This is a genomic window from Falsigemmobacter faecalis, from assembly GCF_003863335.1.
In the GTDB taxonomy this organism is placed as follows: domain Bacteria; phylum Pseudomonadota; class Alphaproteobacteria; order Rhodobacterales; family Rhodobacteraceae; genus Wagnerdoeblera; species Wagnerdoeblera faecalis.
The window spans coordinates 19663-41535 of the sequence record NZ_RRAZ01000021.1; the positions used below are offsets into that span (position 1 = coordinate 19663).

Below are 21873 nucleotides of genomic sequence, written 5' to 3' on the forward strand. Positions count from 1 at the left end.
CGGGGCGCATGACGACGGGACCGGTTTTTGACACGGTGATTATTGGCGCGGGCATTATTGGCGCGGCCCTTGGGGCGGAACTCAGCCGCCGCCAGCCGGGGACACGGATCCTAGTGGCCGAAAAAGAGAGCCGCGCCGCCTTTCACCAGACCGGACGGAATTCGGGGGTGGTGCATTCGGGGATCTATTACACCCCCGGCAGTCTGAAAGCGCGGTTTTGCCGCGAAGGCCTTGAAGAGACACGGGCTTTTTGCACGGCGCGCGGCATCGGCTATGAGGCGCGCGGCAAGCTGATCGTCGCGACCGATGCCGCCGAAGACGCGCGGATGCAAAATCTGATCACCCGCGCCGCCGAAAACGGCGTCGAAGCGTATCCCCTCGACCGTGCAGCTCTGCGCGCGCTGGAGCCGAATGTGACCGGGGTTGCGGCCCTGGATATCCCCTCAACCGCGATCACCGATTACACCGGGATCACCCGCAGCCTGCTGGCCGATGTCGAAGCCGCGGGCGGAGAGCTGCGCTTTCATGCGCCGGTCACCGAAGTCGCACGCCGGGGCGGGAGCTATGCCGTGACGATCGGCGGGCAGCAGGTGCAGGCCGGGCGCGTTGTGGCCTGCGCGGGGCTGGCCACGGACCGGGTGGCGAAGCTGATGGGGATCGATCCCGGCATTCGCATTCTGCCCTTCCGGGGCGAATATTTCGTGCTGCCTCAGGCCCTGAGCAGGATCACCCATCGGATGATCTATCCGGTTCCCGATCCGGCGCTGCCCTTTCTGGGCGTGCATCTGACGCCGATGATTGATGGCACGATGACCGTGGGGCCGAATGCGGTGCTGTCTTTTGCGCGTGAGAAATACGGCCATTTCTCCGTCGATCTGCGCGACAGCTTTGACAGTCTGGGCTATCCCGGCCTCTGGCGGCTGCTGGCAAAGCACCCCAAAGCCAGCTTCGATGAGTTGCGCGCTTCGCTCTTCAGGCGCGGCTATCTGCGGCTGGTGCAGAAATACAGCCCCTCGGTGCAGCTTTCGGATCTGAGCATCTACCGCTCAGCCAACCGCGCCCAGGCGGTGCGGCGCGACGGCAGCCTTGTGGATGACTTCCTGATCAAATCGGAAGGCGGGCTGACGGCGGTGCTGAACGCGCCCTCACCCGCGGCCACTTCGGCGATGCCGATTGCGCGCTATATCGCCGATCAGCTCTCTTGACCCTGGCGCGAAACCGGTCCCTTCTTGCGCGAAATTCTGCAACAGGGGGAACAGGATGAGCCGGATTATTCGTTTTGAGCATGAGGGTGAGACGCAGTGGGGTCTGTGGCTGGAAGAGGGCATTCGTGCGCTGCCGCAGGGGCCTTATGGCGATCTCACGCCCTCAGGTCCGGTGATCGCGCAGGATGCGGTGCGGCTGCTGGCTCCGGTTCAGCCGCGCAAGCTGATCTGCGTGGGGCTGAACTACCGCCTTCACGCCGAGGAAGCGAATATGGCGATCCCGGAAGAGCCGATGATCTTCATGGTCTCGCCCGAGGCGGTGATCGGCCCGGATGAGGTGATCCAGCTCGACAACGCGCAGGACCGCATTGATTATGAGGCCGAGATCGCGATCGTCATCGGAACGCGTTGCCGCAATGTCGCGGCGGCGGATGCCGCTTCGGTGGTGCTGGGCTACAGCTGCGCCAATGACGTCTCAAACCGGGTGATGCAGAAGAAAGACGGCCAGTTCACCCGCGCAAAAAGCTTTGACACCTATAAGCCGGTCGGTCCCTGGATCGTGCCCTGCAAAGACCCGGACACGCTCGCCATTTCGCTGCGGCAGAACGGTGAGGTGAAACAGGCCTCGACCACGGGGGATATGATTTTCCCGACCACGAAGGTGATTGAGTTTATCTCCTCGATCATGACGCTTGAGCCGGGGGACGTTATTATCACCGGCACGCCTGCAGGGGTCGGGCCGATGAAAAGCGGCGATCTGATCGAGGTGGAAATTGAGGGTATCGGCACGCTCAGCAATAGGGTTGCCTGAGCGGAAAAAAACGGACGGGCGGGGCGGTTTTTTTCCGGGGCTGCCCCCGCCCTGCAAGCGCCGAAATTAAATATCGCTGCGCAAAATATGCAGAACTGTTTTGCAAAAAATCACGCCAATCCGGCCATTTACACTGGCTGCGACATATTGTCCTTTCCCCTCAGGGGATAGCCTTTTCTGCATAGCGCAGAGAGGGAGACGCCAGGAGATCAAAGCTGAGGAGGCTTTGCCCCGGCGTTGGTTTGAGAGGAAAGATGATGAAAGCCATTCTGCTGGCCGCCGCTGCGACGGCTGCTTTTTCGGGCGCAGCCTTTGCTGAATTCCCCGATCGTGCGATCACCTGGATCGTGCCCTTTGGCGCAGGCGGCGTGACCGATATCACCTCGCGCCGTCTGGCCGAGCGTCTGCAGGCCGAGCTGGGCCAGCCGGTGATTGTTGAAAACAAGCCCGGCGCAGGCGGGATTGTCGGCTCGCAGGAGGCCCGCATCGCGGCGCCGGACGGCTATACCGTGCTGCTGGCCACCTCGGGTCCCTTTGGGATCCAGGCGGCGCTGAGCCCGGAGAAACTGCCCTATGATCCGCTGGGTGATTTTGAATTCATCCATGGCGTGACGGCCTCGCCGCAGCTGATCGTGGCGAATTATGATGCGCCTTTCAACACCATGGCGGAACTGGTGGCCTATGCCAAAGAGCACCCGGGCGATCTGAACTTCGGCTCGCCGGGGGTGGGCACGGCGCAGCATCTGGGCGGAGAGTTGTTCAAACGCGCCGCCGGGATCGATCTGGAGCATATCCCCTATACCTCCGGCTCGACCCAGATGGTCGATCTGGCGGCGGGCGTGATTGATCTGTCTTTTGAGTATCAGACCGTTGTCGCGCCCTATGTTGACGACAAAAAGATGAAGGTCCTCGGCGTCACGCTGGGCGAGCGTCTGAAAGCCAGCCCTGATATTCAAAGCGTGGCTGAGGCGGGCTATCCTGATGCGGTCAACGTGGGCTGGACCTTCCTTGCGGTGCCGAAAAACACCCCCGAGGATATCCGCGCCCGACTGGAAGAGGCCATGGCCAAAGTCATGAACGAGCCCGCGATCGTCGCTCAGGTTGAATCCGACGGCCGCAGCGTGGTGAACCTCAAGGGTCACCAGCCGGGCCACGATTATATCTCGGCTGAGATCGCCAAGTTCAAAGCGGCGGCCGAAGGCATTTCGCTGAAATAAGCCTCTCTCTCTTCTGCGGGCCGCCCCTGCCCTTTCGGTGCGGGCGGCCTTTCTGACACGACCGATCCCGGAGCAGAACATGCGGCGCGAAACGGCGGCAGGGCTGACCTTCCTTGTCATATCTCTCTTCTTTCTGTTCTTCGGGATGGAGCTTCCGATGGGCACCGCCCGCCGGGTTGGTCCCGGGGTGATGCCGGTCGGCGCCGCGGCGCTGCTGCTGGTGCTGGCGGTGGTTATTCTGGTGCAGGATTTCCTCAGCCGCTCAGGCCGCCGCATTGACGGGTTCAACTGGCGCGGGCTGGCGGCCATCGCGGCCTCGGTGCTGATCTTCGCGCTGGCGGTGCATCCGCTGGGCATGGTGGTCACGGTCATTTTGTCGGTTCTGGTGGCGGGGGCGGCGGAAAAGCCGTTCCGCGCGCTGGAATCGCTGATGCTGGGCTGCGGCCTGGCCCTCGCCGCAGTGGCGATCTTCATCTACGGCATCGGGATGCGCATCCCGGTCTGGCCGAACTTCTGAGGGCCGGATATGGAATTCTTCGACAACGCCATTCTGGGGCTGACCACGGCGCTGACGCTGCAGAACCTGGGCTATGCCTTCATGGGCTGTCTTTTGGGCACGCTGATCGGGGTGCTGCCGGGGCTGGGGCCGCTGGCAACCATTTCGATGCTTTTGCCGCTGACCTATGCGCTGGATCCGACGGCGGCGCTGATCATGCTGGCGGGGATTTATTACGGCGCGCAATATGGTGGCTCGACCACGGCCATTCTGGTGAACCTGCCGGGTGAAAGCTCGGCGGTGGTGACGGCGCTTGACGGCTATCAGATGGCGCGTCAGGGCCGTGCGGGCGTGGCGCTTGCGACGGCGGCGATTTCTTCCTTCATCGCGGGTACCTTTGCGACCGTCTTTATCATGGCGCTGGCGCGGCCTCTGGCGCAGGTGGCTTTCAGCTTTGGGCCGGGTGAATATCTGGCGATGATGGTGCTGGGGCTGATCCTTGCGACCGTATTGTCAAATGCGCGGCTGATTGAAAGCATTGCCATGGTGCTGGTCGGGATCCTGCTCTCGACCGTGGGCCTTGATAGCGTCACCGCGGATGAGCGCTTTACCTTTGGCGCGATGAAGCTTTTTGACGGGCTGGATTTCGTGGTCATGGCCATGGCGGTCTTTGGCTTTGCAGAGATCGTGAAGAACCTCGGCGAAAGCGATGACGGCCCCAAGGGCACTGCGAAAATCTCGCGGCTGATGCCCAACCGGAGCGAGCTTGCCGAAATGACCCCGCCTGCGGCGCGTGGCACCCTTCTGGGCTCTTTCCTTGGGATCCTGCCGGGGGGCGGCGCTGCGCTGGCCTCCTTTGCCTCTTATGCCATGGAAAAGCGTCTGGCCAAACGCCCGCTGAACTTCGGCAAGGGTGAGATTGCCGGTGTGGCAGGCCCTGAGGCTGCCAATAACGCGGCCTCTCAGACCTCCTTTATTCCGCTGCTGACGCTGGGGATCCCCTCGAACGCCGTGATGGCGCTGATGGTCGGGGCGATGATGATCCACGACATCACGCCGGGCCCGAAGGTCATGGAGACCAATCCGGCGCTGATCTGGGGGCTGATCGCCTCGATGTGGATCGGCAATGTGATCCTGGTGATCCTGAACCTGCCGCTGGTCGGCGTCTGGGTGAAGCTGCTGAGCGTGCCTTACCGGCTGCTTTATCCGGCCATCGTGATCCTGTGCTGCATCGGGGCCTGGTCGCTGAAGAACGACAGCTATGAAGTTCTGATGTGCGCGGTGATGCTGGTTGCGGGCTATCTGATCGTGCAGATCGGCCTGCCGCCTGCGCCGCTGCTGATGGGCTTTATTCTTGGCCCGATGATGGAGGAGAACCTGCGCCGGGTGCTGCAGCTGTCGCGCGGCGATGTGATGGCGGTCTTTTCCTCGCCGATCTCCATCGGTTTCTATCTGCTGGCGGCGGGGGCGATCATTGCCATGGCGCTGCCCTCGTTCCGAAAGAACCGCGACGTTCTGGAGGAGTGACGGAAAAGGCCCCGGGAAACCGGGGCCTTTGTCTTAGCCTTCGAGCGTGACCTTATGGGCGCGTTTGTGGACGAAATCCCCCAGCCGCGTCTGCACATCCTCGCCGCTTTGCACCATGGCCATGATGAGGCCCTCGGTATAAAGCCCGTCGGTGGCCGACATATCAGCGATTTTATGAATGCCGGTGACGATGGCGTAATTCGACAAAGGCGCATTGCCGGCGATTTTGCGCGCCAGCTCCATCCCCAGCTCTGCCGCCGGTTTGTCGCCTTTGGCCGCATCGCAGATGTAGTGGCAAAGACCCATGGCCTTGCCCTCATGGACATCGACCACACGGCCCGTCAGCATCATTTCGACCATGCGGCCTGGCGTGATGATCCGCGCGGTGCGCACCGTGGCGCCGCCGCCGGTGAAGATCCCCCGCGTGCCTTCAGGCAGCGCGAAATAGGTCGAGGTATCGGCCACCCGCACATGCGCGGCAGAGGCCAGCTCCAGCCCGCCGCCCACGACAGCGCCCTGCATCACAGCCACCACCGGCACGCCCGAGTGCTGGATGCGGTCAAAGGCGCGGTGCCAGCCCTGACAGACCCGCATGAATTCCACACCCGAGCGGACCTTATCGTGATGCTCGCGCAGATCGAGGCCGGCGCAGAAGTGATCGCCCTCAGCCTTCATCAGCACTACACGGATGTGTTTGGGAATATTGGCAAACCAGGCCTCAATCTCATTGACGGAGGCCTCATCAATGGCGTTGCGCTTCTCCGGACGCGAGAGGGTGACAATGGCGATGCCGTCGTCTTCGGTCACGCTGAGATAGGGTTTATGCATGGGTCGTCCCTTTCAGAAAGCCTCGGGTGCAAGCGCAAGGGCGCTCGCGGCACCGTAAAGAATGCGGTCGCGCTGCAGCGCGGCTTCGGGCAGCAGATGGGCCGCGTAAAACTGCGCAACGGCGATGCGGGTTTTCAGGAAGGCCTCGTCGCCGCCGGTGCGCAGCGCCGCTTCTGCCGCCAGAAGACCGCGGCCCAGCTGCCAGCCCGCCACCAGATTTCCCGCCAGCATCAACAGCGGCACCGAGCCTGCCCAGGCCGCATTGGGATCACTTCCGGCCTTCTCAAGGCTCCAGGACAGCGCATCCTCAAAGGCTTTGCGCGCGGCCCCAAGGTTCATGGCGTAATCGCGCGCGCTGCGGCCTCCGGCGGCCAGATCGGCTTCGGTCGCCATGATCTGCGCGATCAGAACCCGCGCAGTCCGGCCACTGTCGCGCAGGATCTTGCGGCCGAGGAAATCATTGGCCTGGATCGCGGTGGTGCCTTCATAGATCGGTAAAATCCGGGCGTCGCGCAGATGCTGCGCCGCGCCGGTCTCCTCAATAAAGCCCATACCGCCATGGATCTGGAGGCCGTCCGAGGCAACCTGCACTGCGTTTTCCGTGCAAAAACCCTTCACCAGCGGCACCAGGAGTTCATAAAGCGCCGCCGCTTCGGTCCCCTCGCCGTGATGGGCGCGGTCATTCAGCGCGGCGGCGTAATAGGCAAGCGCCCGGCCCCCCTCGGTCAGCGCCCGCATTTTCATCAAAAGGCGGCGGATATCGGGGTGATGGATGATCGCCACGCTGGCCTTTGCAGAGCCATCGACGGGGCGGCTCTGGATCCGGTCACGCGCATAGGCGGTGGCCTGCTGCAAAGCGCGCTCGGAGAGGGCCACGCCCTGCATCCCCACGGCAAAGCGGGCGGCGTTCATCATGACGAACATATACTCAAGCCCGCGGTTTTCCTCGCCGATCAGAAAGCCGACAGCGCCGCCGTGATCGCCGAACTGCAGCACTGCCGTCGGGCTGGCTTTGATGCCGAGCTTATGCTCAATCGAGGTGCAGTGCACATCATTGCGGCTGCCGGGATTGCCCTGTGCATCGGGCAGATATTTCGGCACCAGAAAGAGCGAGATCCCCCGCACACCTGCGGGTGCATCCGGCGTGCGCGCCAGCACCAGATGGCAGATGTTTTCCGCCAGATCATGCTCACCATAGGTGATGAAAATCTTGGTGCCGAAAATGCGGTAGCTGCCCTCTGAGGTGCGCTCAGCCCGGGTGCGCAAAAGGGCGAGGTCGGAGCCTGCCTGCGGCTCGGTCAGGTTCATGGTCCCGGTCCAGGTCCCGGCGATGAGCTTTGGCAGATAAAGCGCTTTCATCTCCTCAGAACCTGCGGTCAAAAGCGCCTCAATGGCCCCGTCGGTCAGCAGCGGGCAAAGCGCAAAGCTGAGGTTGGCGGCGTTCAGCATCTCCGTCGCCGCCGCGCCGATCACCTTGGGCAGCGCCTGGCCGCCAAATTCCTCCGGATGCGACAACCCCTGCCAGCCGCCCGCAACATAGGCGCCCCAGGCCTCTTTGAACCCGGCGCTGGTGCTCACTTCGCCACCCGACCAGGTCGAGGGCGCACGGTCGGCCGGCGCGTTCAAAGGTGCGATCACCGCTTCGCAAAGCCGCCCGGCCTCTGCGAGCACGGCCCGCGCCGTTTCCGGATCGGCCGCCTCAAGCCCGGGATGGCGGGACAATTCCGCAAGTCCGGCGATATGCTCCAGGGCGAAGATCACTTCCTCAAGGGGGGCTTTATAGCTCATGCAGGCGCTCCATCTGTCGCCGCTATGCTAGCCGCGGGGCGCGGGGCATGATATGGCGGGCAGTGACAGGGATTTTGCAAATATGGCCAATATTGCGGAAAAGAATGCCGTGAAGGCGCGGGCAGAGGGGGCTGATTCAGCATATCTCGCCACGCTCTCGGCGGAATTCACCGCCGATTGGATCACCGCCCTGCGCGGACTTCTGCCCCCGGCAGAGCTCAGCGCGCTGCTGCGCGAGACGGGTCTTGCGCAGGCCGAAGGGCGGGTGAGCCACGATCAGGTGGTGCGGCTTTACCGGGCGGTGGTGGCGCAGAGCGGCGATGAGATGATGGGCCTCTGGGCGCGTCCGGTGCGGCGCGGCGCGCTGAAATATCTCTGCACCGTGGTGCTGGAGGCGCAGAGCCTTGGCGCGGCGCTGCACCGTTTTGCGCAGTTCTGGAACCTGCTCCTTGATGAGGTTCATCTCTCGCAGCCCCGGCCCGGCCTGCTGCGGCTGACCTTCACCGGGGCCGAGCCGAACCGCTTCGGGCAGATGCTGCTTTTGAAGCTCTCGCATGGCATTCTGTCCTGGCTGGCGGGGCATGAGCTGGCGCTGCGCGAGCTGCGGCTGCCCTTTGCCCGCCCGGGTTTTGCGGGGGATTATGCGGTGATCTTTCCCGCCCCGGTGGTCTTTGGTGCTGCAGAGGCAGAACTGCAGTTCGCGCCAGGTCTGGCCGCCCTGCCCGTCGCCCGCGTGCATCATGATCTGAGCGGTTTTCTGGCCCGTGCGCCGCGCGACTGGATTTTCACCCGCCACGTGGCCCATTCGCTGCATCTGCGCCTGCGCGCCCATCTGCAGGAGCATCTGCGCGAGGATCCGGGGCTGGGCACGGCGGCCCGCAGTCTGGGGCTGTCGGCCCGCACCCTCTCGCGTCATCTGGCCCGCGAGGGGCAAAGCTTTCAGGCGATCCGCGATGATCTGCGCCGCGATCTGGCGCTGCGCGACCTGACCGGCAGCCGCAAACCGATTGAGGCCATCGCCTGGGAGCTGGGATTCAGCTCGCTGGCGGTCTTCTCCCGCGCCTTCCGGCACTGGACCGGTGAGACCCCGGCGGCCTGTCGCCGCCGGGCTCAGATGCCTCCTCAGGAGGCGTTAAAATAGTCGCCCAGCTCTTTGCGCAGATCTTTTTTCGAGATCTTGCCCGTGGCCGTCATCGGAAGGGCGGCGACAAAGGCCACATCTTCCGGCACCTGCCATTTCGCCATCCGGGCGGCGACCGCTTCGCGCACGGCCTCAGGGGTGACCTCTGCGCCCTCTTTTTTGACGATGACCAGCAGCGGGCGCTCATCCCATTTGGGATGCGGCACGGCGATGGCGGCGGCCATGGCCACACCGGGGCAGGCCAGAGCAGCATTTTCAAGATCGATCGAGGAGATCCACTCTCCGCCCGATTTGATCAGATCCTTGGTGCGGTCGACGATGGTCAGATCGCCTTCCGGCGAGATCCGCGCCACATCGCCGGTGCGGAACCAGCCCTCGGTGTCAAAGGCGTTGGCGGTGTGCTGCGGCGCGTTGAAATAGCCCGAGATGACCCCGGGTCCGCGCACCAAAAGCTCGCCCGTGGCCTGGTCATCGCGCGGCAGAGCCTGGCCTTCTTCATCGACGATCTTGAGATCAATCCCGAAGATGCGCTTGCCCTGGGGGGTCGCGTTCTTCACCCGCTCAGCCCGGTCATGGGCGGCTTTCGGGCGCGAGGTGGTGCCGATCGGGCTCATCTCTGTCATGCCCCAGCCGTGCACGGTGCGGATGTCAAAATCTTCCAGCAGCTCAATCATGGCCGGCGCCACGGCCGAGCCGCCGATCAGCAGCATCTCAAGCGATTTCGGCTTGCGGCCCTGCTTTTGCATCTCGGCAATCAGGCCCTGCCAGATCGTCGGCACGCCCCAGGCCCCGGTGGTTCCGGTGGTCTCCATCAACTGAAAAAGCGAGGCCCCGTCGAGCTTTGCGCCCGGAAAGATCAGGTCCGTCCCGGTCAGCGGTGCGGAATAGGGCAGCCCCCAGGCATTGACGTGGAAAAGCGGCACCACCGGCAGGATCCGCGAGGCCTCGCCATAGCTTTGCGGCACCGCCATCACCGAGCCAAAAGCATGCATCAGGGTCGAGCGGTGCGAATAAAGCGCGCCCTTGGGATCGCCCGTGGTGCCAGAGGTATAGCACAGCGCCGAGGCCGCATCCTCCGGCAGATCGGGCCAGTCAAAGCTGTCGGGCTGACCCGCGAGCAGGCTTTCATAAGCCAGCGTCTCCGTGCCCAGGCCTTCGGGGCGATGCGCTTCATCCGACATAAAGACCTGGCGGATGCCTTTGGGCATCTTCTCGCCAAGCGCTTTGACCAGGGGCGCGAAGGTCAGATCGAAAAAGATCGCCCGATCATCGGCATGGTTCATGATCCAGGCGATCTGCTCGGGGAAGAGGCGCGGGTTGATGGTATGGCAGACCGCACCAATCCCGGCGATGGCGTAGTAGAGCTCAAAATGGCGATAGCCGTTCCAGGCCAGGGTCGCGACCCGGTCACCGGGGCCAATGCCAAGCGCCTTCAGCGCATGGGCGAGCCGCGCAATCCGCACCCAGGCTTCGGCATAGGTATAGTCGTGAAGCCCGCCCTCAACCGTCGCCGAGAGGACGCGCCGGTCGCGGTAAACGTCGGCGGCGTAGTCCATCACTGCCGGGATTGAAAGCGGGCGATTCATCATCTGCCCCATCACAACTGACCCTGACGCCATCTTATCCTCCCTGGCTGGTTTCGGGCGCTATCGGAGCCAGGCGCGGGCACTTTCGCAAGAGGAAGAACACCAAAACCCGTCAAACCGACGTGACGAAACTTCGGCGGCGGAGGTGACGAAAGGTCCGGCAGAGCTGTCTCTGCCGGACCTTAACCCCTGAAGCCACGGGAAGGGGGCCGCCGCCTCAGGGGATCTGCGGCTCAGATCGCGAGATAGCGGTTTCTGAGGTCTGCATCGGCCAGAAGTTCGCGCGCCGAGCCCTCAAAGGCCAGCTCGCCGGTATCAAGGATCACTGCGCGGTCGGCGATTTTCAGGGCGGCGACGGCGTTTTGCTCCACGATGATGGTGGTGATGCCGGACTTTTTAATGTCCTGAACAATATGCTCAATTTCCTCGACGATCACCGGGGCAAGCCCCTCATAGGGCTCATCGAGCAGCAGAAGTTTCACCTCTCGCGCAAGGGCCCGGGCGACCGCCAGCATCTGCTGCTCACCGCCCGAAAGGGTCACCCCCTCCTGCTGGCGGCGTTCGGCGAGACGCGGGAAGTGGCTGTAGATCTGATCGAGCGACCAGCCCTTGTTGGGGGCCACCTGCGCGAGGATCAGGTTCTCCTCCACCGTCATGCCGGGGATGATCCGGCGGTCTTCCGGCACCAGCTGGATCCCCGCCTGAGAGGCCTGCCAGGACTTCATGGCATGGACCGGTTGGCCCTCCAGCCAGATTTCGCCCCGCGTCATGCCCGGATCATCCGCCCGCGCGATGGTGCGCAGGGTTGAGGTTTTGCCCGCCCCGTTGCGGCCCAGAAGGGCAAGAACTTCGCCCTTGTTGATCTTCATGGAGACGCCCTGAACGATATAGCTTTCGCCATAATAGGCATGCACGTCGCGCAGCTCAAAAAAGACGTCACTGCTCATTCGGTATGCCCCCCGAGATAGGCTTTCTTCACATCCGGATTGACCCGGATGTCTTCGGGCAACCCCTGGGCGATGATCCGCCCCTGAGCCAGCACCGAGATTTTATCGGCCAGCGAGAAGACCACATGCATGTCATGCTCAATGATCACCTTGGTCATGCCACGGCTTTTGATCTTTTTCAGCAGATCAATCGTGGTGTTGGTGTCATGGCGCGACATGCCGGCCGTCGGCTCATCCAGAAGCAGCAGCCGCGGGTGCTGGATCAGGCACATGCACAGCTCCAGCCGCCGTTTGTCACCGCGGGACAGCGCGCCTGCGTGGTCATTGCGGCGCTCCCACATGCCGAAGTCCTGCAAAAGATGCTCGGCCTCGGCGCGGATTTCATCTTCGCGCGCGGTGGTGCGGAACATCGACAGCCGGAAGGCCCCGTCCCGGCGCGCAAAGGCCGGCGCCATGACATTGTGCAAAACCGAGAGGTCAGCGAAAATCTCGGGCGTCTGAAAGACCCGTGAAATCCCAAGCTGGTTGATCTCATGCGGGGCTTTGCCGGTCAGCACGGTGCCGTCAAAGATCACTGCACCAGAGGTCGGCGGGATGCGCCCGATGATGACATTCAGAAGCGTCGATTTGCCCGCGCCGTTCGGCCCGATGATGGCATGGGTCTTGCCCTCTTCGATCTGCAGATCAATGTCCGAGAGCGCGCGCAGACCGCCGAAGTTTTTGAACACATCCGCCGCATGAAGGACGATATTGGGAGTGGTGCTCATTTCTTTTCCCTCCCCTTGCCGCGGAAGCGCGCCATAAGTTTCTGCCAGCCCTCCACCAGGCCGCCCGGCAGGAAGACCACGATGAAGACAAAGAGCAGACCCAGCGTCAGGTGCCAGCCCTCGCCCACGAATTTGGAGGCCACGGTGACGATGACGTTTTGCAACCCATCAGGCAGGAAATCGAAGGTCTGATTGAGGATGTTTTTGTTGATCGCTGAGAAGATATTCTCAAAGTATTCGATCACCCAGGCCCCGATGACCGGACCGATCAGCGTGCCGACACCGCCTAAGATGGTCATCAGAACGATATTGCCCGATTCCGTCCAGCGCATCCGCTCGGCCCCGGCGATGGGATCGGTGACGGCCAGAAGGCCACCTGCCAGCCCGGCAAACATGCCCGAGATCACAAAGGCCGCCAGGGTATAGGGCTTGGTGTTGAAGCCGGTATAGATCATCCGGGTCTGGTTCGATTTGATGCCGCGCAAAGCCAGACCAAAGGGCGAGGCGAAGATCTTTTGCGCGATGAAAAACGCAAGGATCAGCAGCACAGCGCAGAGGTAAAAGCCCGAATAGCCGCTCATTGCGATGCCAAGGAAGGTCGGCGAGGGTAGCCCCTCAGCGCCGACATGGGCCGCGCCCAGGGCGGTGTCGATGATGCGCGGGTCATTGCGGGTCAGCAAAAGCCCGGTTTCGCCATTGGTGATGGGGGTCAGCACCGAATAGGCCAGGCTGTAGCACATCTGCGCGAAAGCCAGCGTCAGGATCGAGAAGTAAATCCCCGTCCGGCGCAGCGAGAAAAACCCGATGACCAGAGCGAAAATCCCCGAGACGATCACCGCAAAGATCATGGCGGGCAGAATATCCATGGTCAGCAGTTTGAACGACCAGACGGCCGTATAGCTGCCCACCCCAAGGAAGGCGGCGTGACCGAAGGAAAGATAGCCGGTCAGGCCAAAGAGAATGTTAAAGCCGATGGCAAAAATCGCATAGATCGCGAATTTCTGCATCAGGCCGGGATAGGCCGCGCCCAGCGGCGTCAGCCAGATCGGCATCAGCAGCACCACAGCCGCGAAGGCCAGCAGTTTCAGCCGGTCGGTTTTGGAGAGGTATAACATCTCAGCTCTCCATCACGCCGCGCCGACCCATCAGACCACGGGGACGCACAAGAAGAATGATAACGGCGACAAGATAGATGATGACCTGGTCAATGCCGGGAATGATCGACTTCACTTCGGTCATAGAGGCAAAACTCTGCAAAATCCCAAGGAGGAAGCCCGCCAGCACCGCACCGGGCAATGAGCCCATGCCGCCGACCACGACCACCACAAAGCTTAAGACCAGAAAATCCATGCCGATCTGATAGTTCGGCGGCAAAAGCGGCGTATACATCGCCCCCGCAACCCCCGCGACCACGGCCGCAAGACCAAAGACCACGGTGAAGCGCCGGTCGATATCGATGCCCAGAAAGCCCACGGTTTCGCGGTCTGCCATGCCGGCCCGCACAACCATCCCGAAGGTGGTAAAGCGCAGGAAGGCAAAGACGCCCGCAATCACCGAAAGCGCGAAGAAGAGATAAATCATCCGCCACCAGGGATAGGTCAGCGCGCCCGGCTCCATGCCGATCCAGCGGCCGATATCAGCGGCAGAGCGCAGCGCATTCGGGATCGGCTGCGGCCAGGGGTTGGGGCCAAAGCCCGCTTTCACCACTTCGCCGATGACGATGGCCAGACCAAAGGTCACCAGGATCTGCTCGGCGTGGGTGCGTTTGTAGAAATGCCGGATCAGCCCGCGCTCGATGCCGATGCCGATGGCAAGCATCACAGGGATCGTCAGCAGGATCGACAAAGGCACCGAATAATCAACGATCACCGTGCCCCAGCTGCCCAGCCAGTCCTGCACGACCGGCGTGCGGATCTCCAGAGGCTGGCCCCAGGGCGACAGTTTGGTCGGATCGATGGTAATGGTTTCAATGGTAATAAGAGCGCGGAAGGCGACCGCACAAAAGCAGCCCAGCATAAACAGGGCGCCATGCGCAAAGTTCACCACGCCCAAAGTGCCGAAGACCAGCGTCAGACCAAGAGCGATCAGGGCATAAGCCCCGCCCTTGTCGAGCCCGTTCAGCAATTGCGCAAGAAAGGCGTTCATTCTCCCCCCCGGACGGGTTTTCGGACCCGCTTTTTGTTGAAAGGCGGCTGTGGTGCGGGCCGGGGCTCCTCTCCCCGGCCCGGCGACAGGCTCAAATCAGCACTGGTTCGGCTCGTAGGGGCCAAGCTCCCCACCGAAGATCGACGGGTCATAGGTGACCTCATCCCGGGTGGCTTTGCCGATCACGTTCAGCACGTCGAATTTGCTGGACGGATTGTCATTGCCCTGCACCACCAGAACGTCTTTGAAGCACTGGTGATCGCTGTCACGATAAAGCGTCGGGCCGATGCCCACGCCGTCAAACTCATGACCCTCAAGTGCTTTGATGACTTCCGGCGGATAGAAGCTGCCCGCACGTTCCACCGCATCCGCGTAAAGAATCGCCTGCACATAACCGGTATGGGCGGCCTGGCTCGGCGGCACGCCATAAGCTTCGCCGTAAGCCTTGGTGAAGGCCTGGGTTCCGGCATCTTCCAGCGCCCAATGCCAGTTCGAGGTGCCGATGATGCCTTTCACGGCTTCACCCGCGCCCACGGCCATAAGTTCCGAGAACATCGGAACGACGATCTGGAAGTCTTTGCCATTGGCCTGACGGTCGCGCAGACCGAACTGCACGGCCTGGGGCAGCGAGTTCACCATGTCGTGGCCGTAGTGGTTCAGGATCAGAACATCCGCGCCCGAGTTCAGAACCGGGGTGAGATACTGCGAGTAATCGCCCAGACCCAGCGGCGTGCGCACGGTCGCCACGGTTTCCCAGCCAAGCGCCTCGGTGGCGGCTTTGATCGATTCCTCCTGGGTCCAGCCCCAGGTGTAATCGGCGGTCAGGTGATAGGCGCGGCGGTCTTTGCCGTAAGCGCTGGCCAGATGCGGCGCGATGGCCACGCCCGACTGATAGGCGTTGAAGAAGTGGCGGAAGCCATAGCGGCGCTTGTCTTTGCCGGTGGTGTCGTTCGAATGGGTCAGGCCCGCCATATAAATGACGCCCTTTTCCTGGCAGAGCGACTGCACCGCAATCGCCTCACCCGAGGTGACCGAGCCGGTCACCATGATCGCGCCATCGCGCTCGATCATGCGGCGCGCGCCGTCGCGGGCGGCGTCGGTATTGGTCTGGGTATCGCCCGAGACGAACTCGACCTTCTTGCCCAGCACGCCATTGCCTTTCAGCGACAATGGCTTGAGGGTGTCGAGCATACCGCCGCCCTCGTTGATATGCTTGATCGCCAGCTCATAGGCTTTCAGCTGCTCCAGGCCCTCTTCGGCGTAAGATCCGGTCTGCGGCACGTTAAAGCCGAAGATGATCTTGCCGCTCTTTTCGGGGCTGTTGCAGAACTCATTGGCCCATGCGCCGCGCGTAAAGAACATCGGCGAGGCCATCGTCGCCGCCGCCCCCGCGCCCATGGTGCGCAGTAACCCGCGCCGGTTCATCAGAAGTCTCGTCACGTCTCTTCCTCCCTGGTTGAAACAGAGTCCTCACTCCACGTCACAGGAGAGGTCAGTCAGGAAAGGTTCTCAATAATAAACTGAGAATGCAGGATTTTTTTGTAAAGACTTTCTGGAACCATTGGCTATTCTGTAAAGAATTTACAAATTCTTAAGAAGATATTTCAGCCCGAGGCTCAGCCCATGCGCGCCCCTGTTGGTCCCAAAATCCGCCGTCGCCGCAAAGAGATGGGCCTGTCGCAGGCCGGACTTGCAGCGGCGTCGGGCATCTCGGCAAGCTATCTCAATCTCATTGAGGCCGACCGTCGCGAGGTGGGGGGGGCGCTGCTCAACCGCATCGCGGAGGGCCTTGGGCTTTTGCCCGAAGACCTCTCCGGCGCGCGCGAGCAAAAACTGCTGCAGCGGCTGGAGGAGGTTCTGGCCGATCCGCTGCTGATCGGGCTGAGCCCGCCTGAGGGCGATCTGCGCGATCTGGTGGCGCGCTTTCCCGAACTGGCGCAGGCGCTGTTGCGGCTGCACCGCGCCCAGGCAGAGGCGGGGGCGGAACTTGATTATCTCTCCGACCGCTTCTCCTCGGATCCGGTTCTGTCGGCCATGCTGCATGAGGCGCTCAACCGTATGACGGGGCTGCGCTCGGGGGCTGAAATCCTGGCCGAGGTCCCCGACCTCAGCGAGGCCGAGCGCGCGCGGTTTTCCACCTCAATCATGCAGGAGGCCCGGGGTCTCAGCCAGACCATGCGCGGCCTTGCGGGCTATTTTGAGCAATCAAGCCAGCGGCGCAGCGGTCTGTCGCCGGTGCGCGAGGTGGAGGACGCTTTTATCGCCGCGAACAACCACTTCCCCGAGCTGGAGGCGGCGGCAGAGCGCATCTGCGAAACCCTGGACGGCCCCCCCGATGAGGCGCATCTGGCCGATATTCTGGAGCGCCGTCACGGGTTGCGCTGCCGCCGCACGGGGGATGACGGCGCGCAGCGGGTGCGGCGCGAGGGCGGCACGCTCTGGCTCCGCAGCTCAGACCCCCAGGCGACGCGGCGGTTTCAGCTGGCCCGGCAGATCGTCTCGCTGTCGGAAGGTGAGGTGCTCGACCGGCTCTGCGCGGATCTCGGCCCCGCTTCGGACGAAGGCCGCCGCCTTGCACGCTCGGCGCTGGCCTCTTATGGGGCGGGGGCTATGATCATGCCCTATGACCGCTTCCTCGAAGCGGCAGAGCGGCACCGCTATGACATTGATCTGTTGTCGCACAGCTTTGGGGCCAGTTTTGAGCAGGCGGCCCACCGTCTGGTGACCCTGCGCCGCCCCGGCGCAGAGGGGGTGCCTTTTGGCTTTCTGCGGGCTGACCCCTCGGGCCGTCTGACCAAGCGCTTTCCGGTGCATGGCCTGTCCTGGCCGGGGGGCGGTCACGGCTGCCCGATCTGGCCGGTCTATCTGGCCCCCGCCGCGCCCGATGTGGTGCGCCAGGTTGCGGAATTTCCCAATGGCCACCGCTATCTGCTGATCGCCAAGGCGGTGCCCAAACGCATCGCCAGCTGGCGCGAGCCGCCTTTGACCTTCTCGATCATGCTGGCCTGTGATCTGCTGCAGGCGGACCGCACGGTCTACGGCAGCGATCTGAAAATCTCGGGCACGACCCCGGCGGTGCCGGTGGGGCCTTCCTGTGCGCTTTGCCCGCGGCCCTCCTGCAGTCACCGTCAGGAAGCGGCGATGCTGACAGCGCCGCTCTGAGGGCTGCGGGGACGGGGCAGCGGCAGGGTGATGCGGAAACAGGCGCCCGGAAGCGGCCCCTCAACCAGGTCAATCCGGCCGCCGAGTTTCTGCAGGATCGTGCTGGAGATGCTGAGCCCCAGCCCCAGCCCCGGCAGCGAGCCCCCGGCGGTGCCCGGCGCCGCCGTCAGGCGCAGAAATTTCTCAAAGACCGCCTCGCGGAACTCAGGCGCAATGCCGCTGCCGTTGTCGGAAATCTCCACCACCCAGGCCCCCTCCTTCACCTCGGCGGTGACCAGCACCACCGGATCTGCGGCGCGGTTGTGCGAGATGGCATTGGCGATGATATTGATGAAGACCTGCGCCAGGCGGTCCGGATCCCCGGCCACCGTGACCTGCGGGCCTTTGGCGGCGCGGTGAATGCGGATGTTGCGCGGCCGCGCCAGCGCCTCGCAGACATCGCAGGCCCGCGCGAGAGCCGCGCTGCCGTCGATGGGGCGGTTGAGCCAGTCGCGCTCACCATGCTCCAGCGCGCTGAGATCAAGGATTTCGTCCAGCAGCCGCGTCAGCCGCAGGCTTTCCTGGTGGATCAGTTCCACAAAGCGGCCCCGCTGCCCCTCAGGCAGATCGCTCTCGCGCATCAGGATTTCCGAGATCGAGCGGATCGAAGTCATGGGGGTTCGCACCTCATGGCTGACCTGGCTGAGGAAATCATCCTTCTGGCGGTGCAGCGTGTGAAGTTTGGTATTGGCCTCCTGCAACTTGCGGGCGGTCAGGCGCAGCTCGGCAGATTTGCGTTCCAATTCATTGGAATGCGAGATGACCTGCAGCGTCTCGCCCGCGATCTGCATCGCCTCTTCCAGCGACAGCCCGTCCCCCTCGACGATTTTTGACAGCAGAATATGCGCGGAGGCCGCCCCGATCAGCCCTGCCATCTCGCGCTCCAGGCGGCTGACAAAGGCAGGCGGCACAGCGTCTGCGGCCCGCGCCCCCGCGCGCGCGATTCCGGCCTCGGAAAACATCGCCTGCGCGCGGGTCCAGCCCAGCACCCGCTCGGCGAGAAAGAACAGATCCTCCGCCGCCACCCTGGCCCGCGCCACCGCCGTTCCCGGCGCAGGGGCCGCAAAGCAGTCGGCAAAGGCATCGGCCTGGTCACGCTCCGTCGCGCTCTGACGGGTCAGAAGCGAGACCAGCGCCAGCAGGCCTGCGTTCACCAACAGGCTCCAGAAGATCGAATGCACCAGCGGGTCCACCCCTGTCATGCCAAAAAGCGCTTCGGGGCGCAGCAGGCCGATGCCCCATGGCCCCTCCTGGACCCAGGCCGCGATGCGCGGATGCGAGGCCGCAAAACTTGGCAAAAAGAGCGTCCAGGCCCAGAGGATAAAGCCCGCCGACAGGCCCGACAGCGCCCCCGCCATGGTCGCGCGCCGCCAGTAAAGCGCCGCCAGAAGCGCGGGCAGAAACTGCACCACCCCCGCAAAAGAGATCAGCCCGATGGTCGCCAGTGCCCCGCTTTCGCCGGTCAGCCAGAAATAGATGAAGCCCGAAAACAGAATGAGCGCGATGGAGACCCGTCGGCTCATCAGCAAAAGCCGCGCAAAGCCGCGGGTTCCCGCCTCGCTCAGATCATCGGTCAGCCGCAGCGCCAGCGGCAGAACGATGTGGTTCGACACCATGATCGACAGCGCAATTGAGGCCACGATAATCATCGAAGTGGCCGAGGAAAACCCGCCGATAAAAGCCAGAAGCGCCAGCCCGTCCTGCCCCGCCGCCAGTGGCAGGGTCAGCACAAACATATCCGGATTGGCCCCCGCAGGCAGGGTCGCAAGGCCCTGATAGGCGATCGGCAGCGTAAAAAGGCTGATAATCAGCATATAAAGCGGGAAGGCCCAGGAGGCGGTGCGCAGGTGATCTTCGTTGCTGTTTTCGACCACGGTGATCTGAAACTGCCGGGGCAGGCAGATCACGGCCGCCGCGGAAAGAAAGAGAACCGTCACCCAGCGGGAGCCAAAGGGGGCGGCCTCATGCACCTCATAGCCCGCAGCCGTGGCGCGCGCGAAGATGTCAGAGGGGCCGTCACTGACCCCCGTCAGCACCCACAGCCCCACCGCCACCAGCGCCACAAGCTTGATCACCGCCTCAAAGGCGATGGCCGCGACCACGCCGGGATGCTGCTCGCGCGCATCGACATTGCGGGTGCCAAAGAGGATGGTAAAGACCGCCATCCCGGCGGCCACGATCAGCGCCAGGGTCGCATCGTCCAGCGTTGAAAGCCGCGAGGGCCCGGCGGTCTGCTGGGTGATGACCTGCAGCGAGGCGGTGATCGCCTTCAACTGCAGCGCGATATAGGGCGTGATGGTCACCGTGGCGATGATGGTGACCAGCACGGCAATCCGGCTCGACTTGCCATAGCGCGACGACAGAAAATCCGCGATTGAGGTGATCCGCTGCCCGTGACCGATGCGCAGCAGTTTGCGCAAAACGAACCACCAGCCGACAAAAACCAGCGTCGGCCCCATGTAAATGGCCATAAATTCCAGACCATTACGCGCCGCCGTGCCCACCGCGCCATAAAAGGTCCAGCTGGTGCAATAGACCGAGATCGACAGCGTATAGACCAGCGGCGAGCGCAGAAAAGCCGCCCGTCCCTGGCGCGACCACACGTCCGAGCCCCAGGCGAGAAGAAACAGCAACCCCACATAGCTGACCGAGGCCAGCACCACAAAATCGGCTGACAGCATCATCCCGGATCGCGCCCGGCCCGTACGCGGCGCGAATAGACCGCGGCCCCGACAATCAGCAGGGCCCAGACGGTAAAGAGGTAAATCACCTCCAGCGGGATCTCCCAGACCAGCACCCGGCGGGTGAAAAGATTAAGCAGCGGCGGCAGCAGCAGCAGCACCCCAAGCGCGGGCAGCACCAGCGCCAGGTCTCTGCGGCGCGCCTCCTCCTGGGTCTGACTGCGCTGCGGCATGGCTCAGCGCCCGCCGGTGGCGGCAAAGCCCTGCAAAAGGCGCTGCACTTCGCGGATCAGCTCATCATTGGCAAAGGGCTTTGAGATGAAGCCATCCGCCCCCAGATCCAGCGCCAGCTGACGGTCGGCCTTTTGCCCGCGCGCGGTCAGGATCAGCACGGGCAGCCGCGCATAATCACTGTCGCCCCTGAGCGCGCGCAGCACATCAAGCCCGCTGCGCCCGGGCAGCATAATGTCAAGAATGACCAGCCCCGCGCGACGCCGTCGCAGGGCGGGCAGCACGGCTTCGCCGTCCGCCACCGTCTCACAGCGCCACCCCGCACGCCCCAGCAAAAAGCTGAGTGTTTCAGAAATGGCCGGTTCATCTTCTGCAATCAAAACGTCGAACATTCGGGCTGCTCCCCCACAGTCAAATGCTCTATTCATGACCGAATGCTAGGCAGCCTTGCGCTGCGGAGCAAGAAAATTAGCTGAATTCTCTCGCGAAGCCTGTCTCCCGGGGGTAAAGCCAGTAAAAATCGGAGGGACCGAGATGCAAAAGCGCAAAGTGGGGATTTTCGGAGCGGGCACCATTGGCCGCGCCGTTCTGGCAGAGCTGAAAAAGCACGAGGGTGTTGAGCTGGTCTTCGTGCTCAACCGTGATCCGGCGAAGATTGCCGATCTGAACCTCGCGCCGGGTGTGGCGACAGCCGATCCCGAAGAGGCATTGTCGCGCGGGGCCGATCTGGTGATCGAGACCTCTGTCGCGCAGGTCGTGGCCGATTATGCGCCGCGTGTGCTGGAAAGTGCTGATTTCTGTGCGTTTTCCGGCACCGCTCTGGCCGATGCAGCCCTTGAGGCGCAGATCCGCGAAGGGGCCGCCCGCTCGGGTCGCCGCTTCTATCTGCCCCATGGCGCGGTTCTGGGGCTTGATGGTCTGGCCGATGCCGGTCCGATCCTGCAAAGCGTCACCATCACCACCCGCAAAAGCGGCAAAAGCCTTGGCCTGCCGCCCGAGACCGAGGGCGTGATCTTTGAAGGCGCGGCCCGTGAGGCCTGCCTGAAGTTTCCGCGCAACGTCAATGTCCACGCCGCCGTGGCGCTGGCCGGAATGGGCATGGACCGCACCTTCAGCCGCATCATCGCCGTTCCCGGCCAGGGCGTGAATGAGCACCGCATTGAGGTGACGGGCGAGGGTCTCGCCTGGGTCATTGAGGCCTCCTCCCCCTCGCTTGGCGGTGTGACGGGGGCCTATACCCCGCGCTCTGCCGCCGGATCGATCGCAAGGATCCTCGGCGGCGGCGGGCTGCAGATCGTCTGA

General features: G+C 63.3%; 19 protein-coding genes. 8 read left to right on the forward strand and 11 right to left on the reverse strand.

Translation table 11 applies throughout. The features are described from left to right. The first annotated feature begins 8 nt into the window (after nucleotides 1–8). The 5 genes from lhgO (at nucleotide 9) to EG244_RS14005 (ending at nucleotide 5256) form a co-directional block, all read left to right on the forward strand. Nucleotides 9–1205, forward strand: a complete 1197-nt coding sequence (gene lhgO / locus EG244_RS13985; RefSeq protein WP_124965609.1) for an L-2-hydroxyglutarate oxidase — start codon at nucleotides 9–11, stop codon at nucleotides 1203–1205. Between the two features lie 55 nt (nucleotides 1206–1260). Next, nucleotides 1261–2016, forward strand: coding sequence for a fumarylacetoacetate hydrolase family protein (locus EG244_RS13990; protein ID WP_124965610.1), 756 nt, complete (start codon nucleotides 1261–1263; stop codon nucleotides 2014–2016). A gap of 254 nt (nucleotides 2017–2270) precedes the next feature. Continuing rightward, nucleotides 2271–3233, forward strand: coding sequence for a Bug family tripartite tricarboxylate transporter substrate binding protein (locus EG244_RS13995; protein ID WP_124965611.1), 963 nt, complete (start codon nucleotides 2271–2273; stop codon nucleotides 3231–3233). A 79-nt stretch (nucleotides 3234–3312) separates the two neighbouring features. After that, nucleotides 3313–3750 carry a tripartite tricarboxylate transporter TctB family protein gene (locus tag EG244_RS14000; protein ID WP_124965612.1) on the forward strand — a complete coding sequence of 146 codons (438 nt, stop codon included), beginning with the start codon at nucleotides 3313–3315 and terminating at the stop codon, nucleotides 3748–3750. Nucleotides 3751–3759: 9 nt separating this feature from the next. Next, the gene (locus EG244_RS14005; RefSeq protein WP_124965613.1) at nucleotides 3760–5256 is read left to right on the forward strand and encodes a tripartite tricarboxylate transporter permease; all 1497 of its coding nucleotides are present in this window, start codon (nucleotides 3760–3762) and stop codon (nucleotides 5254–5256) included. 33 nt (nucleotides 5257–5289) lie between these two features. Here EG244_RS14005 and EG244_RS14010 read toward each other — a convergent pair whose 3' ends face one another. Together EG244_RS14010 and EG244_RS14015 are read right to left on the reverse strand one after the other, a co-directional pair. Continuing rightward, on the reverse strand, nucleotides 5290–6084 hold the full coding sequence (locus EG244_RS14010) for a crotonase/enoyl-CoA hydratase family protein (RefSeq protein WP_124965614.1): 795 nt from the start codon (nucleotides 6082–6084) through the stop codon (nucleotides 5290–5292). A gap of 12 nt (nucleotides 6085–6096) precedes the next feature. Then, entirely contained in the window at nucleotides 6097–7872 is a 1776-nt protein-coding gene (locus EG244_RS14015; protein ID WP_124965615.1) for an acyl-CoA dehydrogenase, read from the reverse strand. An 82-nt stretch (nucleotides 7873–7954) separates the two neighbouring features. Between EG244_RS14015 and EG244_RS14020 the strand changes: the two genes are divergently transcribed. Beyond that, nucleotides 7955–9013 (forward strand): AraC family transcriptional regulator, encoded by a 1059-nt coding sequence (locus EG244_RS14020; RefSeq protein WP_124965616.1) that lies wholly within the window; start codon nucleotides 7955–7957, stop codon nucleotides 9011–9013. On the opposite strand, the gene EG244_RS14025 is transcribed toward EG244_RS14020, so the two are convergent. From EG244_RS14025 to EG244_RS14050, 6 genes are all read right to left on the reverse strand, one after another. Further along, the gene (locus EG244_RS14025; RefSeq protein ID WP_233589014.1) at nucleotides 8995–10632 is read right to left on the reverse strand and encodes a long-chain-fatty-acid--CoA ligase; all 1638 of its coding nucleotides are present in this window, start codon (nucleotides 10630–10632) and stop codon (nucleotides 8995–8997) included. The genes EG244_RS14020 and EG244_RS14025 overlap by 19 nt on opposite strands. A 200-nt stretch (nucleotides 10633–10832) precedes the next feature. Further along, nucleotides 10833–11546, reverse strand: a complete 714-nt coding sequence (locus EG244_RS14030; RefSeq protein ID WP_124965617.1) for an ABC transporter ATP-binding protein — start codon at nucleotides 11544–11546, stop codon at nucleotides 10833–10835. After that, entirely contained in the window at nucleotides 11543–12313 is a 771-nt protein-coding gene (locus EG244_RS14035; protein WP_124965618.1) for an ABC transporter ATP-binding protein, read from the reverse strand. The genes EG244_RS14030 and EG244_RS14035 overlap by 4 nt, the downstream gene beginning before the upstream one ends. Further along, nucleotides 12310–13428, reverse strand: coding sequence for a branched-chain amino acid ABC transporter permease (locus EG244_RS14040; RefSeq protein WP_124965619.1), 1119 nt, complete (start codon nucleotides 13426–13428; stop codon nucleotides 12310–12312). The genes EG244_RS14035 and EG244_RS14040 overlap by 4 nt, the downstream gene beginning before the upstream one ends. 1 nt (nucleotide 13429) lies before the next feature. Then, entirely contained in the window at nucleotides 13430–14458 is a 1029-nt protein-coding gene (locus EG244_RS14045; RefSeq protein ID WP_124965620.1) for a branched-chain amino acid ABC transporter permease, read from the reverse strand. Between the two features lie 96 nt (nucleotides 14459–14554). Beyond that, nucleotides 14555–15898 carry a substrate-binding protein gene (locus EG244_RS14050; RefSeq protein ID WP_233589015.1) on the reverse strand — a complete coding sequence of 448 codons (1344 nt, stop codon included), beginning with the start codon at nucleotides 15896–15898 and terminating at the stop codon, nucleotides 14555–14557. A gap of 183 nt (nucleotides 15899–16081) precedes the next feature. On the opposite strand from EG244_RS14050, the gene EG244_RS14055 reads away from it, so the two are divergent. Next, nucleotides 16082–17620 carry a helix-turn-helix domain-containing protein gene (locus tag EG244_RS14055; protein ID WP_124965621.1) on the forward strand — a complete coding sequence of 513 codons (1539 nt, stop codon included), beginning with the start codon at nucleotides 16082–16084 and terminating at the stop codon, nucleotides 17618–17620. Here EG244_RS14055 and EG244_RS14060 read toward each other — a convergent pair. The 3 genes from EG244_RS14060 to EG244_RS14070 are packed head-to-tail and all read right to left on the reverse strand — an operon-like array spanning nucleotide 17587 to nucleotide 20963. Further along, nucleotides 17587–20340 (reverse strand): sensor histidine kinase, encoded by a 2754-nt coding sequence (locus EG244_RS14060; protein ID WP_124965653.1) that lies wholly within the window; start codon nucleotides 20338–20340, stop codon nucleotides 17587–17589. The genes EG244_RS14055 and EG244_RS14060 overlap by 34 nt on opposite strands. Then, on the reverse strand, nucleotides 20340–20573 hold the full coding sequence (locus tag EG244_RS14065; RefSeq protein ID WP_124965622.1) for a hypothetical protein: 234 nt from the start codon (nucleotides 20571–20573) through the stop codon (nucleotides 20340–20342). Before EG244_RS14065 ends, EG244_RS14060 begins: the two co-directional genes overlap by 1 nt. 3 nt (nucleotides 20574–20576) lie before the next feature. Next, entirely contained in the window at nucleotides 20577–20963 is a 387-nt protein-coding gene (locus tag EG244_RS14070; protein ID WP_124965623.1) for a response regulator transcription factor, read from the reverse strand. A gap of 142 nt (nucleotides 20964–21105) precedes the next feature. Here EG244_RS14070 and EG244_RS14075 point away from each other — a divergent pair, with 142 nt between their 5' ends. Then, nucleotides 21106–21873: an aspartate dehydrogenase domain-containing protein gene (locus EG244_RS14075; RefSeq protein WP_124965624.1), complete on the forward strand. Its 768-nt coding sequence runs from the start codon at nucleotides 21106–21108 to the stop codon at nucleotides 21871–21873.

Excerpts from the sequence above, each read along its gene's own strand:
- EG244_RS14005 (WP_124965613.1), top strand. The coding sequence starts at position 3,760 with ATGGAATTCTTCGACAACGCCATTCTGGGGCTGACCACGGCGCTGACG.
- EG244_RS13990 (WP_124965610.1), top strand. The coding sequence starts at position 1,261 with ATGAGCCGGATTATTCGTTTTGAGCATGAGGGTGAGACGCAGTGGGGT.
- EG244_RS14075 (WP_124965624.1), top strand. The coding sequence starts at position 21,106 with ATGCAAAAGCGCAAAGTGGGGATTTTCGGAGCGGGCACCATTGGCCGC.
- EG244_RS14010 (WP_124965614.1), bottom strand. The coding sequence starts at position 6,084 with ATGCATAAACCCTATCTCAGCGTGACCGAAGACGACGGCATCGCCATT.
- EG244_RS14060 (WP_124965653.1), bottom strand. The coding sequence starts at position 20,340 with ATGCTGTCAGCCGATTTTGTGGTGCTGGCCTCGGTCAGCTATGTGGGG.
- EG244_RS14045 (WP_124965620.1), bottom strand. The coding sequence starts at position 14,458 with ATGAACGCCTTTCTTGCGCAATTGCTGAACGGGCTCGACAAGGGCGGG.
- EG244_RS14025 (WP_233589014.1), bottom strand. The coding sequence starts at position 10,632 with ATGGCGTCAGGGTCAGTTGTGATGGGGCAGATGATGAATCGCCCGCTT.
- EG244_RS14000 (WP_124965612.1), top strand. The coding sequence starts at position 3,313 with ATGCGGCGCGAAACGGCGGCAGGGCTGACCTTCCTTGTCATATCTCTC.
- EG244_RS14015 (WP_124965615.1), bottom strand. The coding sequence starts at position 7,872 with ATGAGCTATAAAGCCCCCCTTGAGGAAGTGATCTTCGCCCTGGAGCAT.
- EG244_RS14040 (WP_124965619.1), bottom strand. The coding sequence starts at position 13,428 with ATGTTATACCTCTCCAAAACCGACCGGCTGAAACTGCTGGCCTTCGCG.
- EG244_RS14065 (WP_124965622.1), bottom strand. The coding sequence starts at position 20,573 with ATGCCGCAGCGCAGTCAGACCCAGGAGGAGGCGCGCCGCAGAGACCTG.
- EG244_RS14020 (WP_124965616.1), top strand. The coding sequence starts at position 7,955 with ATGGCCAATATTGCGGAAAAGAATGCCGTGAAGGCGCGGGCAGAGGGG.
- EG244_RS14070 (WP_124965623.1), bottom strand. The coding sequence starts at position 20,963 with ATGTTCGACGTTTTGATTGCAGAAGATGAACCGGCCATTTCTGAAACA.
- EG244_RS13995 (WP_124965611.1), top strand. The coding sequence starts at position 2,271 with ATGATGAAAGCCATTCTGCTGGCCGCCGCTGCGACGGCTGCTTTTTCG.
- EG244_RS14055 (WP_124965621.1), top strand. The coding sequence starts at position 16,082 with ATGCGCGCCCCTGTTGGTCCCAAAATCCGCCGTCGCCGCAAAGAGATG.
- EG244_RS14030 (WP_124965617.1), bottom strand. The coding sequence starts at position 11,546 with ATGAGCAGTGACGTCTTTTTTGAGCTGCGCGACGTGCATGCCTATTAT.
- lhgO (WP_124965609.1), top strand. The coding sequence starts at position 9 with ATGACGACGGGACCGGTTTTTGACACGGTGATTATTGGCGCGGGCATT.
- EG244_RS14035 (WP_124965618.1), bottom strand. The coding sequence starts at position 12,313 with ATGAGCACCACTCCCAATATCGTCCTTCATGCGGCGGATGTGTTCAAA.